At 72.8% G+C, this 17,071-nt stretch carries 13 protein-coding genes; 7 read left to right on the top strand and 6 right to left on the bottom strand.

The genetic code is table 11. From position 1 onward, the window contains the following. Window positions 1-39 precede the first annotated feature (39 nt). Together OG357_RS33990 and OG357_RS33995 are read right to left on the bottom strand one after the other, a co-directional pair. Window positions 40-2,964 (bottom strand): FAD-binding and (Fe-S)-binding domain-containing protein, encoded by a 2,925-nt coding sequence (locus OG357_RS33990; protein WP_329624758.1) that lies wholly within the window; start codon window positions 2,962-2,964, stop codon window positions 40-42. A 38-nt stretch (window positions 2,965-3,002) separates the two neighbouring features. Then, a complete protein-coding gene (locus tag OG357_RS33995; RefSeq protein WP_329624759.1) occupies window positions 3,003-3,491 on the bottom strand; it encodes a MarR family winged helix-turn-helix transcriptional regulator in 489 nt (162 codons plus the stop codon). Between the two features lie 96 nt (window positions 3,492-3,587). Between OG357_RS33995 and OG357_RS34000 the strand changes: the two genes are divergently transcribed. Next, window positions 3,588-5,444 carry an ABC transporter ATP-binding protein gene (locus tag OG357_RS34000; RefSeq protein ID WP_329624760.1) on the top strand — a complete coding sequence of 619 codons (1,857 nt, stop codon included), beginning with the start codon at window positions 3,588-3,590 and terminating at the stop codon, window positions 5,442-5,444. Between the two features lie 289 nt (window positions 5,445-5,733). Next, window positions 5,734-6,633: an endolytic transglycosylase MltG gene (gene mltG, locus OG357_RS34005; protein WP_329624761.1), complete on the top strand. Its 900-nt coding sequence runs from the start codon at window positions 5,734-5,736 to the stop codon at window positions 6,631-6,633. A 40-nt stretch (window positions 6,634-6,673) separates the two neighbouring features. Here mltG and OG357_RS34010 read toward each other — a convergent pair whose 3' ends face one another. The 3 genes from OG357_RS34010 to OG357_RS38885 form a co-directional block, all read right to left on the bottom strand. After that, window positions 6,674-7,780, bottom strand: coding sequence for an NAD(P)-binding domain-containing protein (locus OG357_RS34010; RefSeq protein WP_329624762.1), 1,107 nt, complete (start codon window positions 7,778-7,780; stop codon window positions 6,674-6,676). Between the two features lie 7 nt (window positions 7,781-7,787). Further along, window positions 7,788-8,933 carry an LLM class flavin-dependent oxidoreductase gene (locus tag OG357_RS34015; RefSeq protein ID WP_329624763.1) on the bottom strand — a complete coding sequence of 382 codons (1,146 nt, stop codon included), beginning with the start codon at window positions 8,931-8,933 and terminating at the stop codon, window positions 7,788-7,790. 122 nt (window positions 8,934-9,055) lie between these two features. Beyond that, on the bottom strand, window positions 9,056-9,139 hold the full coding sequence (locus tag OG357_RS38885; protein WP_443066836.1) for a putative leader peptide: 84 nt from the start codon (window positions 9,137-9,139) through the stop codon (window positions 9,056-9,058). 140 nt (window positions 9,140-9,279) lie between these two features. Here OG357_RS38885 and OG357_RS34020 point away from each other — a divergent pair, with 140 nt between their 5' ends. The 5 genes from OG357_RS34020 (at window position 9,280) to OG357_RS34040 (ending at window position 15,896) form a co-directional block, all read left to right on the top strand. Next, window positions 9,280-10,140 (top strand): ABC transporter ATP-binding protein, encoded by an 861-nt coding sequence (locus OG357_RS34020; RefSeq protein ID WP_443066770.1) that lies wholly within the window; start codon window positions 9,280-9,282, stop codon window positions 10,138-10,140. Beyond that, window positions 10,137-11,114, top strand: coding sequence for an iron-siderophore ABC transporter substrate-binding protein (locus OG357_RS34025; RefSeq protein WP_329624764.1), 978 nt, complete (start codon window positions 10,137-10,139; stop codon window positions 11,112-11,114). The genes OG357_RS34020 and OG357_RS34025 overlap by 4 nt, the downstream gene beginning before the upstream one ends. 4 nt (window positions 11,115-11,118) lie before the next feature. Further along, on the top strand, window positions 11,119-13,185 hold the full coding sequence (locus OG357_RS34030) for an iron ABC transporter permease (RefSeq protein ID WP_329624765.1): 2,067 nt from the start codon (window positions 11,119-11,121) through the stop codon (window positions 13,183-13,185). Window positions 13,186-13,309: 124 nt separating this feature from the next. Continuing rightward, the gene (locus tag OG357_RS34035) at window positions 13,310-13,855 is read left to right on the top strand and encodes an FABP family protein (protein WP_329624766.1); all 546 of its coding nucleotides are present in this window, start codon (window positions 13,310-13,312) and stop codon (window positions 13,853-13,855) included. 4 nt (window positions 13,856-13,859) lie between these two features. Next, window positions 13,860-15,896, top strand: coding sequence for a prolyl oligopeptidase family serine peptidase (locus OG357_RS34040; RefSeq protein WP_329624767.1), 2,037 nt, complete (start codon window positions 13,860-13,862; stop codon window positions 15,894-15,896). 76 nt (window positions 15,897-15,972) lie between these two features. On the opposite strand, the gene OG357_RS34045 is transcribed toward OG357_RS34040, so the two are convergent. Continuing rightward, entirely contained in the window at window positions 15,973-16,956 is a 984-nt protein-coding gene (locus OG357_RS34045) for a LuxR family transcriptional regulator (protein ID WP_329624768.1), read from the bottom strand. Between the last annotated feature and the right edge of the window lie 115 nt (window positions 16,957-17,071).

Here is a 17,071-nt window from a genome sequence, read left to right on the forward strand (position 1 = left end):
TCTCTTCGGAGAGAGGGAAGCCCGCAGGCTGACGGGGGGTCAGGGCCGGGTCGCGCGCTCCAGGGAGAGCAGCACCGACCCGTAGCTCCGGCCCGTCGCCCGGTCCATCCCGATCTCGCACATCCGGTTGGCCGACAGATGCACGTCGAAGGAACGGGCCGTCACCTCGGCGGCCTCGCGGGCGGTGGCCGAGGCGGTCAGCTCGGGGTGGAGCATCCCGCGATCGCCCGCGAAGGCGCAGCAGCCCGCGTCGGCGGGGACGACGACCTCCTCGGCGCACGCCTCGGCGAGCCTGGTCAGCTGCTCCTCGTCGCCGAGGTGGCGCATGGAGCAGGTCGGATGGACGACGGCGGACGTGACCCGACGGCGCACGTCGAGCCGGGGGAGCAGCTCGTCGGCGGCCCAGACGAGGGAGTCGAGGACGGTGAGCTCGGCGTGCAGCTCGCGGTTGTCGTCGGTGAGGTACGGCACGACCTCGTGCGCGATCCCGAGCGTGCACGAGGAGGCGTCGACGACGAGGGGGAGCTTTCCGCCGGCGGTCCACCCCCAGGCCGCCTCCACGATCCGGTTGGCCATCACCTCGTTGCCCCGCTCGTACCCCTTGGAGTGCCAGATGGTGGCGCAGCACGTTCCCGCCACGTCGTCGGGGATCCACACCGGCTTCCCGGCCCGCGCCGACAGGGCGACGACGGCCTCCGGCAGGGAGGGGCCGCTGTGGCCGTCGGGCCCCGCGAAGATGCGGTTGACGCAGGCGGGGTAGTAGACGGCGACGGCCGCGGGGCGGTGGGTGCGGGGCAGCCGGCGCGCGGCGGCGCCGGGGACCTCGGGCAGCCACTCCGGTACGAGGTCGTGGCGGATCGCCTTGCGGGCCAGGCCGGTCAGCCGCTCCAGGACCCGGTCCCCGATCCGGTCCGCGGCGGCCACGGCGAGCCGCGCCGAGGCCTCCACCGCGCGGAAGTTCTTCGCGGTGAGCGCGGCGATCCTCTCCTCGCGGGGTGAGTGCCGCTGATGGCGGAAGTCCTTCATCAGCGCGCCCGTGTCGATGCCGACGGGGCAGGCCAGTTTGCAGGTGGAGTCGCCGGCGCAGGTGTCGACGGCGTCGTAGCCGTACGCCTCCAGGAGGCGGGCCTCGACGGGGGAGCCGTCGGGCTGGCGCATCATCTCCCGGCGCAACACGATCCGCTGGCGTGGTGTGGTCGTCAGGTCGTGGCTGGGACAGGTCGGTTCGCAGAAGCCGCACTCGATACAGGGGTCGGCGATCAGTTCGACCTTGGGGATCGTCTTCAGGCCGCGCAGGTGGGCCTGCGGGTCGCGGTCGAGGACGATCCTGGGGGCGAGGACGCCGTCGGGGTCGATGACCTCCTTGACCCGCCACATCAGCTCGGTCGCCTTCGTGCCCCACTCCAGCTCCAGGAACGGCGCGATGTTGCGTCCGGTGGCGTGCTCGGCCTTCAGCGAGCCGTCGAAGCGCTCCACGGTCAGTTTGCAGAACTCGTCCATGAAGGCCGCGTACCGCTCGACGTCGGCGGGGTCGCCGGCGTCGAAGGCGAGCAGGAAGTGGAGGTTGCCGTGGGCCGCGTGGCCGGCGACGGCCGCGTCGAAGCCGTGCCGGGACTGGAGGTCGAGCAGCTCGGCGCAGGCCTCCGCCAGCCGGTCCGGCGGCACCGCGAAGTCCTCGGTGATCAGCGTCGTCCCCGAGGGCCGCGAGCCGCCCACGGCCGTCACGAACGCCTTGCGGGCCTTCCAGTAGCCGTTGATCCGCTTCGGGTCGCGGGTGAACGCGTTCTCCACGGAGGCCACCGGGGCGACCAGGTCGAGACCGGCCAGGACCGTGCCGGCCGCCCGCTCGTACGCCTCGCGTCCCGCCGCGTCCGGGGCCCGGAACTCCACCAGGAGCGCCGCCGTCTCCTTCGGCAGCTCCGCCCAGTCCGCCGGCACCCCGGAGACACTGACCGAGGCCCGCAGCGTGTTGCCGTCCATCAGCTCCACCGCGAGCGCCCCGGCCTCGTTGAACAGCGGCACGGCCGCCGCGGCGGCCGGCAGCGACGGGAAGAAGAGCAGGGCCGTGGAGACCTCGCGGTCCAGCGGGAGGGTGTCGAAGACGGTCTCGGCGATGAAGCCGAAGGTGCCCTCGGAGCCGACCATCAGGCCCCGCAGGATCTGTACCGGCGTGGAGCCGTCCAGGAAGGCGTCGAGCCGGTAGCCGTTGGTGTTCTTGATCGTGTACTTGGCCCGGATCCGGGCCGTCAGCTCGGCGTCCGCCTCGATCTCCGCCTTCAGGGCCGTCAGCGCCGCGCACAGCCCCGGCTCGGCGCGCGCGAGCTCCTCGTCGGCCGCCGGGTCGGCCGTGTCGACCACCGTCCCGGACGGCAGGACGAAGGTGAGCGAGGCCAGCGTCCGGTACGAGTTCCGGGTGGTCCCCGCGGTCATCCCCGAGGCGTTGTTGGCGACGACCCCGCCGAGCGTGCAGGCGATCGCGCTGGCCGGATCGGGCCCCAGGACCCGCCCGTGCGGCGCGAGCGCCGCGTTGGCCCGGACGACGGTGGTGCCGGGGCGGATCCGGGCGCGGGCGCCGCCGTCCAGGACCTCGACGCCCGCCCAGTGGCGGCGGACGTCGACGAGGATGTCCTCGCCCTGCGCCTGGCCGTTGAGACTGGTCCCGGCGGCCCGGAAGACGACCTCGCGGCCCTTGCCGTGCGCGTACGACAGGACGGCGGAGATGTCGTCGATGTCCTCGGCGACCACGACGACCTGCGGGACGAAACGGTACGGGCTGGCGTCGGAGGCGTAACGGACCAGGTCGGAGAGGCCCGACAGGACCTTCTCCGCGCCGAGGAGCTCGGTCAGCTCCTCGCGCAGCCGCCGCGGCGTGCCCCGCGACTGGAGCTCGGGAACCCGGTCCGGGGCCGGACTCCGCTTCGTACCGGGGCGAAGGGCCTGCGGGTTCGGCTCAAGCAGCGGCATGTCACGGCTCCCCTTCGGCGCGTCCCCGTACCGGGGGATCAGCAGCCGCTCTCCGGGACGCGGTCGACCAGAGCGGACAGCAGACCTCCGAGCACCTCGCGCTGATCGACGGTCAATGGAGCAAGGATGTCCTCTGCGGCCGCCCGGCGCGCGCTGCGCAGCTCCCGCAGCGTGGCGCGCCCCGCGTCGGTGAGCTCGATCCGGACCACCCTGCGGTTGGTCGGATCCGGGACCCTGCGCACCCGGCCGCCCGTCTCCAGGCCGTCGACGAGGCTGGTCACGGCCCTCGGGACGACTTCGAGCCGGGTCGCGAGATCGGCCATCCGGGGCGGCTCCCCGAAGTGCGCGACCGTGCGCAGGAGCCGGGACTGCGCGGGGGTGATGCCGACCGGCTCCAGGTGGTGCTTCTGGATGCGGTGCAGGCGCCGGGTGAGCCGCAGCAACTGCTCGGCGAGGGCCCCGTCGGCATCGGCGTCGGTTCCGCTGAACCGGTGGTCGGAGCCGCTCGGGCGGTCGGAGGTGCTCATGCCGGGAACAATATCAGGACCTTGTTCATTGTGAGTATAGGTAACAATGGGCTAGGGTCTTCATCGCCCGTTCACATCCGTCTCCCGAAGGAGCCCATGCGCCCCCACGACCAGTCCGACTGGACGCCCCCGCCCCGCGACTCCGCCCAGCCCAAGGAGCCCGCGCAGCTGCGGCGCATCCTGCGGCTCTTCCGCCCTTACCGTGCCCGCCTCGTGCTCGTCGGCCTCCTCGTCGGCGCCGCCTCGCTGGTCTCGGTCGCCTCGCCGTTCCTCCTCAGGGAGATCCTGGACACCGCGATCCCGCAGGGCCGTACGGGGCTGCTGAGCCTCCTCGCCCTCGGCATGATCGCCACCGCCGTCCTGACCAGCGTCTTCGGCGTGCTCCAGACGCTGATCTCCACGACCGTCGGCCAGCGCGTCATGCACGACCTGCGCACCGGGGTCTACGAGCAGCTCCAGCGGATGCCGCTCGCCTTCTTCACGCGCACACGCACGGGCGAGGTCCAGTCCCGCATCGCCAACGACATCGGCGGCATGCAGGCGACCGTGACGTCCACGGCCACCTCGCTCGTCTCCAACCTCACCGCCGTCGTCGCGACCGTCGTCGCCATGCTCGCGCTCGACTGGCGGCTCACCGTCGTCTCCCTGCTCCTGCTGCCCGTCTTCGTCTGGATCAGCCGCCGCGTCGGCCGCGAGCGCAAGGCGATCACCACGCAGCGCCAGAAGCAGATGGCCGCCATGGCCGCGACCGTCACCGAGTCCCTCTCGGTGAGCGGCATTCTGCTCGGCCGCACCATGGGCCGCGCCGATTCCCTGACCAGGTCCTTCGCCGAGGAGTCCGAGCGCCTCGTCGACCTCGAAGTGCGCTCCTCCATGGCCGGACGGTGGCGCATGTCCACCATCGGCATCGTCATGGCCGCCATGCCTGCCCTGATCTACTGGGCCGCCGGTCTCGCGCTCCAGTCGGGCGGCCCCGCGATATCGCTCGGCACGCTCGTCGCCTTCGTCTCCCTCCAGCAGGGTCTCTTCCGGCCCGCCGTGAGCCTGCTCTCCACCGGCGTGCAGATGCAGACCTCGCTCGCCCTCTTCCAGCGCATCTTCGAATACCTGGACCTGCCCGTCGACATCACCGAGCCCGCCGAGCCCGTCCGGCTCGCGAAGGTCCGCGGCGAGGTGAGCTTCGAGAAGGTCGCGTTCCATTACGACCCCGAGGGCCAGGGCCGCCCGACCCTTGACGGGATCGACGTCACCGTCCCCGCCGGCGGCAGCCTGGCTGTCGTCGGGCCCACCGGCTCCGGGAAGTCCACCCTCAGCTACCTCGTGCCCCGGCTGTACGACGTCACCGGCGGCCGTGTCGCCCTCGACGGCGTCGACGTGCGGGACCTTGACTTCGACACCCTGGCCCGTGCCGTCGGCGTCGTCTCCCAGGAGACCTACCTCTTCCACGCCTCGGTCGCCGACAATCTGCGCTTCGCCAAGCCGGACGCCACCGAGGAGGAGATCGAGGCCGCCGCGCGCGCCGCGCAGATCCACGACCACATCGCCTCGCTGCCCGACGGGTACGACACCCTCGTCGGGGAGCGCGGCTACCGCTTCTCGGGCGGCGAGAAGCAGCGGCTGGCCATCGCGCGCACGATCCTGCGCGACCCGCCGGTGCTCATCCTCGACGAGGCGACCAGCGCCCTCGACACGCGCACGGAGCACGCCGTGCAGCAGGCCATCGACGCGCTCTCGGCCGGCCGCACCACCATCACCATCGCCCACCGGCTCTCCACCGTCCGCGACGCCGACCAGATCGTCGTCCTGGAGGCGGGCCGGATCGCGGAGCGCGGGACGCACGAGGAGCTGCTCGCCCGGGACGGGCGGTACGCCGCCCTGGTCCGGAGTGACGCCCGGGCTGCGGTGCAGAGCGAACAAGCGAACGTGGGATCGGTTGTTCCCCAGAACGTGTGATCGTGCCGGGAATCGTTGCCCAACTCCCGTACGGCATCGGAAGATTACGGAGTGCGAGCGACGGGCTGCAGACCGCGACCGCACCGTCCCACTGATGTACCTGTACGAGGAGAAGCACCACCATGAACGTCATCACCGATCTGCTCGCCGGCGTCTTCCACTTCCTGGGTTGGCTCGTCTGACGATCGCAGTGCCCGGCGCCGTCGGTTCCCCGTCCCAGGGGACCGGCGGCGCCGCCGCGTGCGCGGGGCTCCCCGGAATCCCGTACGAGGCGGGTTAGCGTGCGGCCATGACGTACCGGCAGTCGTCACCGTACGCACCCCCACGCCGCCCCCGCCGCCCCTCACTTCCCCGGCCTCCGCGCCGCGCCCGGCTCACCCGGCGCGGCCGTCTGGCACTCCTGCTCGGCGCCGTCGTCGCCGTGGCCGCCGCGATCACCGTCCCGCTCCTGCTGCGCCCGGGCGACGAACCGGCCGTCGAAAAGCCCCGCACCCTCCTCGTCCCGGAAGGGTGGCGGTCGGGGCAGGTCTACACGGCCGTCGACCGGGCGCTCGGGCTGCCCGAGGGAACGGCGCGGAAGGCCGCGACCTTGCCGGGCGCCGCCGTGCTCCCGCTCCCCGCCGAGGCCGGCGGAAACCCCGAGGGCTACCTCTTCCCCGCCACCTATCCGGTCGTGGTCGCCACCACCCCGGAAGGCCTCCTCCGCTACATGGTGGAGACCGCGGGCAAACGGTTCGGCACCGAGCGGATCGCCGAGGGTGCGCGGGCGTACGGGATGAGCGTGTACCAGGCGGTGACCGCGGCCAGCATCGTGCAGGCGGAGGCCGACAGCCCCGAGGACATGGCCAAGGTCGCCCGGGTCGTGCACAACCGGCTCGCCCGGGGCATGGCCCTGCAGATGGACTCGACGCTGAACTACGCGCTGGGCCGCAGCACGGTCGACACGACCCTGGCGGACACCAGGAGCGCCAGCCCGTACAACACGTATGAGCGGAAGGGGCTGCCGCCGACGCCCATCGGGAACCCGGGGGAGCAGGCGGTGGACGCGGTGATCCGTCCGGCGGACGGGGACTGGCTGTATTTCGTCACCGTGGCCCCGGGGGACACCCGCTTCACGGCCGACTACGCCCTCCACCAGGAGAACGTGGCGGAGTTCAACGCGAACCGGCGCGCGGAACGCGCCGGCTGAGGGCCCGCGAGCGGGTTCGCGGGGGCCGGTTCGCGCGGTCTCAGGCCGTCGGGGCGGCGGCGGGCTCGCGGGTCAGCAGGCGGCGGATGTCGGTGACGGCCGCGCGGCCGGCCCGGTTGGCGCCGATCGTCGAGGCCGAGGGGCCGTAGCCGACGAGGTGGACGCGCTCGTCCCGGACCGCTCGCGTGCCCTCCACCCGGATGCCGCCGCCCGGCTCCCGCAGGCGCAGCGGTGTCAGATGCTCGATGGCGGCGCGGAAGCCGGTCGCCCACAGGATCACGTCCGCGTCGACGGTCCGCCCGTCGTCCCAGGCCACTCCGGTCGGGGTGATCCGGTCGAACATCGGCAGCCGGTCCATGACGCCGCGCTCGCGTGCCGCGCGGATCGCGTCGTTGAGCGGGAGGCCGGTGACCGAGACGACGCTCTGCGGCGGCAGCCCGAGGCGTACGCGCTCCTCGACGAGCGCCACGGCGGCGCGGCCCTCCGCCTCCCCGAAGGGTCCCTCGCGGAAGACGGGCTCGCGCCGGGTCACCCAGGTCGTCTCGGCGGCGACCTCGGCGATCTCCATGAGGTGCTGGGTCCCGGAGGCCCCGCCGCCGACGACGATCACTCTCTTCCCGGCGAACTCCTCGGGGCCCGGGTAGCCGGAGGTGTGCAGCTGGCGGCCCCGGAAGGTCTCCTGCCCCTGGTACCGGGGCCAGAAGGGGCGGTCCCACGTGCCGGTCGCGTTGATCAGGGCACGTGTCGCGTACGGGCCCTCGGAGGTCTCGACGAGCAGCCGTCCGCCGTCGCCCTCCCGGACGGCGGTGACGTCGACGGGCCGGTGGACCCGCAGGTCGAAGGTCCGCTCGTACGTGTCGAAGTACGCGCCGATCACCTCCGACGAGGGGCGCGCCGGATCGGCGCCGGCCAGCTCCATGCCGGGCAGCGCGTACATGCCGTGCACCTTGCCGTACGTGAGGGACGGCCACCGGAACTGCCAGGCGCCGCCCGCGTGCGGGGAGTGGTCGAGCACGACGAAGTCCCGGTCCGGCTCCAGGCCGGCGCGCCGCAGGTGGAAGGCGGCCGAGAGGCCCGCCTGCCCGGCGCCGATGACGACGACGTCCACGGATGTGGCCTGGACCGCTGCTCCACCGAATTCGTTCACGGTTCTACTAACTCTTCGGGAGTCGGAGATCTTCCCGCGGGGCGACGAGTCCGCGCGCCACGAGCTCCGGCGTCACGCCCTCGCCGAACCAGTACGCCTCCTCCAGGTGCGGGTAGCCCGACAGCACGAAATGCTCCACGCCCAGGTCGTGGTACTCCTCGATCCGGTCCGCGACATCGGTGTGGCTGCCGACCAGCGCGGTTCCGGCCCCGCCCCGGACGAGTCCGACGCCCGCCCACAGGTTCGGCGAGATCTCCAGCTTGTCCCGGTCGAGGGAGCCGCGTCCGTGCAGGGCCAGCATCCGCTGCTGGCCGACGGACTCGGTGCGGCCGAGGAGCTCCTGCGCGGAGGCGACCGTCCCGTCGTCGAGGTCGGCGAGCAGCCGGTCGGCGGTGGCCCAGGCCTCCCGTGCCGAGTCGCGCGAGACCGTGTGCAGCCGGATCCCGAAGCGGACCGTCCGCCCGCGCTCCTCCGCGAGGCGACGGATCCAGTCGATTTTCTCCTTCACCTGCCACGGCGGCTCGCCCCACGTCAGGTAGACGTCCGCGTGCTCCGCCGCGACCGGACCCGCCGCCGGGGACGAACCGCCGAAGAAGACCTCCGGCAGCGGGTCCGGCGGCAGGGCGGTCAGCCCGCCCTCGATCCGGAAGTGTTCGCCGTCGTAGTCGAACGGCCGCCCGCTCCAGACGCCCCGCACCACCGAGAGGAACTCCGCCGTGCGCGCGTACCGCCGGTCGTGGTCGAGGCGGTCGCCGAAGCGGCGCTGCTCGGTGGAGTCGCCACCGGTCACCACGTTGAGGAGCAGGCGGCCCCGGGTGATCCGCTGGTACGTGGCCGCCATCTGCGCCGCGAGCACGGGCGAGATCACCCCCGGCCTGAACGCGACGAGGAACTTGAGGCGCTCGGTGTGCTGGGCGAGCGCGACCGTGGTCAGCCAGGCGTCCTCGCACCACGTTCCGGTCGGGGTCAGCACCGCTTCAAAGCCCAACTGCTCGGCCGCTTTGGCTATTTGGGTCAGGTAGGTGATGTCGGGGGCGCGCAGCCCCGGCACGGTCCCGTTCCGGGTGATCCCGCCGTCCGCGTAGGCGTGCCGGTCGACGAGGGTCCGGCCGTCGCCGCCGGTCGGCAGGAACCAGTGCAGGTGGACGGTCATCAGGAGGCCTTTCCGTGAACGCGATGAAGGTGCGCCACAGCGGTCGTGGGCGCGGAGCGGGCACGCGCGCACGACGGGCGGGGCGTCAGGAGGCAGAGAGGCGAGGTGGGGGTGAAAGGGCGTCAGCGGCCGCGGCGACACGCGGCGGAGGCCACCCGCAGCAGGTCGATGTGACCGCGCGTGGTGAGCACTGCTGAACGCAACATGGCGCGAACGTAGCCGCCCCCGTGGGCCGGGTCAACGGACGTCCCGACGTGTGGACCTGCACGCTTGGCCGGAATTCGCCTTGTGGTCTAATCCCGGACCCCCTTTCACCTCTCGCTAAGGTTAGGCTAACCTTCGGGACGTGCAAGCAGGCGAACAGACCTCCGCGGCCCCGGGCCCCCACGGTCATGAACTCTCGGCCATGGGTGTCACCGTGGCGTACGAAGGCGTCGACGTCGTCCACGACGCGTCCATGACGCTGCGCCCCGGCGAAGTGACCGTCCTGGTCGGCCCGAACGGTAGCGGCAAGTCGACGCTGCTGCGCACCATCGCGCGCCTCCAGCAGCCCCGGACCGCCACGCTCGTCCTCGACGGCGACACCGACGGTCTCGCGCTGAGCCCCCGTGAGTTCTCGCGCCACGTCGCCCTGCTCACCCAGGGACGCCCCACGCCCAGCGGGCTCACGGTCAGGGACGTGGTCGAGTTCGGCCGCTACCCGTACCGGGGACGCTGGGGCAAGGCCGACCCGGGCGGCAGGGAAGCGGTGGACCGCGCGCTCGCCATGACGGGCGTCACGGAACTCGCGGAGCGCGGCGCCGAGCACCTCTCCGGCGGTCAGCTCCAGCGCGTCTGGCTCGCCGGCTGCCTCGCGCAGCAGACGGGCGTGCTGCTGCTCGACGAACCCACGACCTACCTCGACCTCCGCTACCAGGTCGAACTCCTCGACCTCATGCGCGACCTGGCGGACGACCACGGCATCGCCGTCGGCGCCGTCCTCCACGACCTCGACCAGACCGCGGCCGTCGCCGACCGGATCGTCCTGCTCGACGCGGGACGGGTCGTCGCGGACGGCACCCCCGAGGACGTACTGACTCCCGAGCGGCTGACCGCCACGTACGGCATCCGCATCGAAGTAGACACCGATCCACTCACCGGCCGGCTGCGCACCCGTGCGATAGGCCGCCACCACTCGCGAAGCGAAAGGCTCAGCACCACATCATGAGACGACTTCTCCTCACCGCGGCGGCCGCCACCACCGCGGCCCTCGCCCTGTCCGCCTGCGGTACCACCGAGCCCGCCGCCGACGACGCGAAGAAGAGCACCGAGCGCATCACCCTCACCGACTCCACGGGCGAGAAGGTCGAGCTCGACGGCCCCGCCAAGAAGGTCGTCGGCACCGAGTGGAACGTCGTCGAGCACCTGATCACGCTCGGCGTCGACCCGGTCGGCGTCGCCGACGTCAAGGGCTACAAGACCTGGGACACCGCCGTCCCGCTCAAGAACGAGCCGAAGGACATCGGCACCCGCGGCGAGCCCAGCGTGGAGACCGTCGCCGCCCTCAAGCCCGACCTCATCGTCGCCACCACCGACCTGCCGCCGGCCGCCGTGAAGCAGCTGCGCAAGGTCGCCCCGGTCCTGACGCTGAAGGCCGCCGACGCCGCCGACCCGATCGGCCGGATGAACGCGGACCTCGACGCCATCGCCAAGGCGACCGGCACCACGCAGAAGTCCGACGAGCTCAAGAAGGCGTTCCAGGCGAAGCTCGACGAGGGCAAGAAGAAGCTCGCCGACGCCGGTCTCGCCGGGACGAAGTACGCCTTCGCCGACGGCTACGTGATGTCCAACCAGGTCTCGATCCGCCCCTACACCAGCGGTTCGCTGATCGGCGCGGTCAACGAGAAGCTCGGTCTGAAGAACGCCTGGACCGTCAAGGGCGACCCGGCCTACGGCCTCGGCACCACCGACGTCGAGGGCCTCACCAAGCTCGGTGACGTGCAGTTCGCCTACGTCGGCAACGACGGCGACGCCGGCAGCACGCCGTTCACCGGTGTCCTCGCCAAGGACAAGGTCTGGACGTCCCTGCCGTTCGTCAAGAAGGGCAACGTGCACCGGCTGCCCGACGGCATCTGGATGTTCGGCGGCCCCCAGTCGATGAGCACGTACGTCGACTCCGTCGTCGCCGCGCTGACGAAGTAACACCATGGCCGTCACCGCAACCACCCCCGCCACCCGTCCGCCGACGGCCACGTCCCGGACGGGCGCGGCCCCGGTGACGGCCGCCCTGGTGCTCCTCGTCGCGGTCCTCGCGCTCGTGGACATCACCCAGGGCACCGCCGCGGTCGGCGCGCCCGAGGTGTGGAAGGCGTTCACGGGCCAGGCCGATCCGGCCGACGCGTCCGTCGTCGTCGCCTCCCGCCTGCCGAGGATGACTGCCGGCCTTCTGGTCGGCGCCGTCCTCGGCATCGCGGGCGCCGCCCTCCAGGCCGTCAGCCGCAACGTCCTCGCCTCGCCCGACACCCTCGCCGTCAACGCGGGCTCCTACTTCGCGCTCGGTCTCACCGCCGCCTTCGGCCTCTCGCTGCCGCTGTTCGCCTCCTCGGCGTTCGCGTTCGCCGGCGGTCTCGCGGCCGCGGCCGTCGTCCTCTCCCTCTCGGGCCTGGGCGCCGGAACCGTCCGCCTCGTCCTCGCGGGCAGCGCCCTCACCCTCGGCCTCACCGCCGTCACCGAAGGCCTGCTCCTGCTGTTCCCCGCGGAGACCGAGGGTCTCTACGACTGGAACCAGGGCAGCATCGGCCAGAACGGCTTCGACGGCGTCCTGCAGATGGCCCCGATCGCCGTCGTCGGCCTCGTCGGGCTGCTGCTCCTCGCCCGCCGGGTCGACGCCCTCGCCCTCGGCGACGACGCCGCCCGCGGCCTCGGCGTGCCCGTCCGGGCCACCCGGGTCACCGCCGTCGTCCTCGCCGCCCTGCTCTCCACGGCCGCCGTCACCCTCGCAGGACCCGTCGGCTACGTCGGTCTGTGCGCCCCCGCGCTCGTCCGGCCCCTCGCCCGCAGGTTCCGCGGCTTCACCCGCACCCGGGGCTTCCTGCCCGCCGCCGGACTCGTCGGCGCCGCGCTCGTCCTCGGCTCCGACGTGCTGTTGCGGGCCTTGGTCCCGGCGGACGTGGCGGTCGCCGTGCCCACCGGCGTGGTCACCAGCCTCGTCGGCGCGGTCTTCCTGATCGTCATGGCCATCCGCGTCCGCGACACGGCCGGCACCACCGCCACCGAGCGTCTGCGCATCAGGAGCCGGGCCCGCTTCCTCACCACCACCGCCGTCCTGGTGGCCGCCCTGGTCGGCGTCGCCATCGCCGGCGTCCTCCTCGGCGACAGCAAACTGCTCCTCGGCGACGTCGTGAACTGGGCCCAGGGACAGGCCGGCCGGACCGTCACCTTCGTCCTCGACACCCGGGTGCCCCGCGTCCTCGCCGCCCTCTTCGCGGGCGCCGCGCTCGCCCTGGCCGGCACCCTCGTCCAGGCCGTCACCCGCAACCCGCTCGCCGAACCCAGCGTCCTGGGCGTCTCCGGAGGCGCCGCGCTCGGCGCCGTACTCCTCGTGACGACCGTGCCCGTGGCCGGTTCGTGGGGCATGGCCGGCGCCGCGTTCGCGGGCGCCGCAGCGAGCTCCGTCCTCGTCTTCGGCCTTGCCGCGCGGGGCGGGTTCCAGCAGAACCGGCTCGTCCTCGTCGGCTTCGGCGTCGCCATCGCCGCGTCCGCCCTGATCAGCCTCCTGATCATCCTCACCGACCCGTTCAACGCGACGAAGGCCCTCACCTGGCTGTCGGGCTCCACCTACGGGCGGTCCCTGCCCGACGTGGTCCCGCTCATCGGCGTCCTCGCCGTGAGTGCGGCCGTCGCGTTCGCCCGGCGCACCGAACTCGACCTCGTCTCGCTCGACGAGGACACCCCGCGCCTCCTCGGCCTCGGCCTGGGACGCGCACGGCTCGGCTTCCTCGCCCTCTCCGTCCTGCTCACCGCCACCGCCGTCGCCGCCGCCGGCGCGATCGCCTTCGTGGGACTCGTCGCACCGCACGCGGCCCGCGCCCTCGTCGGCCGGCACCACACGCGCGTGCTCCCGGTCGCGGTGCTCCTCGGCGCCGTCCTCGTCTGCACCGCGGACCTGGTGGGCCGTACCGTCATCGCCCCGGCCCAGCTCGGCGCCGGCCTCATGACGGCCGTGATCGGCACCCCGTACTTCCTCTACCTGCTGGTACGCAGCCGGGGTTAGCCACGGGCAGCAGCGCGCCGGTCGCGGGCGGGGGAACCGCGACCGGCGGGCGAAGACCCGAAAGGCTTCCGGAGCAGGGCCTAAGCTGCGATCCGGCACAGGCCCCGACCCAGGAGCGCACCTCATGTTCAGCGACCGGAAGTTCCCCTACCCCGACGCCCTGCGAGCCGACGCGGCGCCCGCCCCGCACGCGCTCCTCGCGCCGGTCACCGGTCTCCTGGGCACCTGGACCGGCCGGGGCCGCGGCTCGTACCCGACGCTCGCGGAGGAGTTCGCGTACGAGCAGGAAGTCACCTTCAGTCACGACGGGCGCCCCTTCCTCCACTACGAGGCCCGCGCCTGGATCATCGACGCCGACGGCACCCCGCAGCGGCCCGCCGCCCGGGAGAGCGGCTGGTGGCGGATGCAGCCCGACGGGCGCGTCGAGGCACTGATCACCCAGCCCACCGGGATCGCCGAGATCCTCGTCGGCAGCGCGGCCGACGGCGCGATCGACCTCACCACCCATCAGGTGGCGCTCACCCCCACGGCCAAGGACGTGACCGGCACCCGCCGCCGCTACACCCTGACGGACGAGGACACGCTCGACTTCCGCCACGACCTCGCGGCCGTCGGACAGCCGCTCCAGTACCACCTTTCGGCACACCTCCGACGCGAGAACGGGAACTGAGTCCATGCAGCAGCGTGTGAGCGACGCCGATCCGTACCTGTGGCTGGAAGAGGTGACGGGCGAGGCGGCGCTGGCCTGGGTGGCCGAGCGGAACACCGAGACCGCCGACGCCCTCGCCGCCGACCCCGCCTTCGCCCCGCTCAAGGACCGCCTGCGCGAGGTGATGGACGCCGCCGACCGCATCCCGTACACCGTCCGCCGCGGCGCGCACCTCTACAACTTCTGGCGCGACGCCGAGCACGTGCGGGGCGTGTGGCGGCGCACCACCCTGGAGCAGTACCGCAAGGACGCCCCCGAGTGGGAGGTCCTCCTCGACGTCGACGCGCTCGCCGAGGCCGAGGACGAGAAGTGGGTCTGGGACGGGGCCCGCGTCCGCCGCCCCGACCACGACCGGGCGCTGGTGCGGCTGTCGCGCGACGGCGGGGACGCCGTGGTGGTCCGGGAGTTCGACCTCGGCACCCGCCGGTTCGTCGAGGACGGCTTCCGGGTGGCGGAAGCGAAGACCCGGACCGGCTGGATCGACGACGACACCGTCTTCGTCGGCACGGACACGGGGCCCGGCTCGCTGACCGACTCCGGCTATCCGCGGCAGGTCCGCAGGTGGCGGCGGGGCACACCGGTGGAGGAGGCCGAGCTCGTCTACGAGGCCGGACAAGGCGACGTGTCGGCCTGGGGGTACCGCGACAGCACGCCCGGCTTCGAGCGGGACTTCGTCGGCCGCGCCCTCGACTTCTTCCGCAGCGAGACGTACCTCCTGCGGCCCGACTCCACGCTCGTCAGGATCGACGTCCCCGAGGACGCCGTCGCGTACGCCCACCGCCGGCATCTGATCGTCTCCCTGAAGTCCGACTGGCTCGGGCAGCCGACGGGCTCCCTCCTCGCCTTCGACTTCGACGCCTTCCTGGCGGGCGACCGCACCCCCGAGGTGCTGTTCGCCCCGGACGAGCGGACGGCCCTGGCCGGGCACGCGTGGACCCGTCGCCATCTGATCCTGGAGACGATGCACGACGTCAGCACCCGCATCGAGGTCCTCACCCCCGACCCCGACGGCGGCTGGACCCGCGAACCGCTCGTCGGCGTACCGGAACTGTCCGCCGTCAGCGTCGTCGACACCGACCCCGACGTCTCCGACGAGTACTTCCTCGACGTGTCGGGGTTCCTCCAGCCCTCCACCCTGTACCGGGGGAGCATCGGTGCCGACACGGAACTCCTCAAGCAGGCCCCGGACCGCTTCTCCGCCGCAGGACTCACGGTGGAGCAGTACTTCGCGACCTCCCGGGACGGCACGAGCGTCCCGTACTTCGTCATCGGCCCCGACCACGCCGCCACCGGCCCCGGCCCCGCGCTGCTCTACGGCTACGGCGGCTTCGAGGTCTCCCTCACGCCCTACTACGGCTCCGTGACGGGCCGGGCGTGGCTGGAGCGCGGCGGCACGTACGTGATCGCGAACATCCGGGGCGGCGGCGAGTACGGGCCCGACTGGCATCAGGCCGCGCTGGGCGCGGACCGGCCGCGGGCCTTCGAGGACTTCGCGGCCGTCGCCGAGGACCTCGTCACGCGGGGCATCACCACCCCGGCCATGCTCGGGGCCTCCGGAGGCAGCAACGGCGGCCTGCTCATGGGCGCGATGCTCACCCGCCACCCCGGACTGTTCGGCGCGATCGTCGCGCAGGTGCCGCTGCTCGACATGACCCGCTTCCACAAGCTCCTCGCGGGCGCGTCCTGGATCGCCGAGTACGGCGACCCCGACGACGAGGCGGATCTGCCGCACCTCCGCGACATCTCCCCGTACCACCGCCTCGCGGCGGACGCGGCCTACCCGCCGGTGCTCCTGATGACCTCGACCCGCGACGACCGCGTCCACCCCGGCCACGCCCGCAAGACGGCGGCGCGGCTGCGGGAACTCGGCCATGAGGTGTTGTTCCACGAGAACACCGGCGGCGGACACGCGGGCGCCGGCGACAACGAACAGGCCGCGCACAACAGCGCCCTCGTGCACACCTTCCTGTGGCAGCGGCTCGCGGGGCCGGACCAAGGCTGACCTCTACGGCCCGGTGAGCGGGCCCGGTGTCACGGACCGCCTGGTGTGACGGACCGCCCGGTGTCACGGACCGGCGTCACAGCCAGCCGGAGCGCTGGGCCTGCAAAGCCATCTGGAACCGGCTCGTGGCGCCGAGCCGGGCCATCAGGATCTGGATCCGGCGGAACAGCGTGCGGCGGCTGATGCCGAGCTCCCGGGCGATCACGTCGTCGCTCGCGCCGCCCGCGAGCAGCCACAGCAGGCGCCGGTCGGAGGGTGGCAGGCCGCCCGGGCGGGCGATGTGGCCGTGGAACGGGAGGGCGGCCTGCCAGGCCTGCTCGAACAGCGCCACGAGCGCCGAGAGCAGGCCGCAGGGCTGCACGACCAGCATCGTGTTGTGGACGTCGGCCTCCTTGATCGACAGCGACACGAGCGCGTACGCGTCGTCGATGATCACCAGCTTGACCGGCACCGACGGCAGCACCCGCGCCTGCTCGCCGGCCTCGATGCACGGCTCGATGGCCGACTCGAGATTGCCCGGCAGCTCCAGCGACTCGCGTGAGTACACGACGCGCTGCGTCACCCCGCGGGCGAGGGTGGCCAGCGCGTCCTCGGTGGCGCCGGGCAGGGGGAAGTACGGCGGGGAGTCGAGCTGGCGGATCTGGTGACGGGCACTGGCCCAGGCCTGCCGCATCCGGAGGCCGATCGCGTCGCCCGTGACGATCTCCACGAGGTGGTCGGTGTCGCCGGCGAGCCGCCGCCGCCGGAACGACTCGAACGCGCCTCCGACGGTGATGCGGGACTCGTCGAGTTCGGCCGCCCGGTGCCGGCCGAGGATCTCCAGGCCCGCGGCGGGCGGAACGGGCGCCACGACGTCCTCGCCCTCCGCGGCGGCGCTCGCGAGACCGGCGTCGACGAGTGCGCCGTACGCCGCCGAGAGCGCCGCGCCCTCCAGACCGGCCGCCGCACCGATCGCGCTCAGCGGCGCGGGCGCCAGATCGAGGAGGGCCAGGTAGACCCGCACCGCGTCGTGACCGAGCCCAAGGACCCGGAGGGCCTCACCGAGTTTCGCGTTCGCCATGGGCCGCATTATCGACGGCCCGGTGCCCCTCCCGCACCCATGGGCGAGGCGCCTGATGGCCGATCTGTGCCACTGGCGGTCCTGGGCACCCAACGGGCGTTCGGCGCAGTACTGT

This window comes from Streptomyces sp. NBC_01255, from assembly GCF_036226445.1.
Taxonomy (GTDB): Bacteria; Actinomycetota; Actinomycetes; order Streptomycetales; family Streptomycetaceae; genus Streptomyces.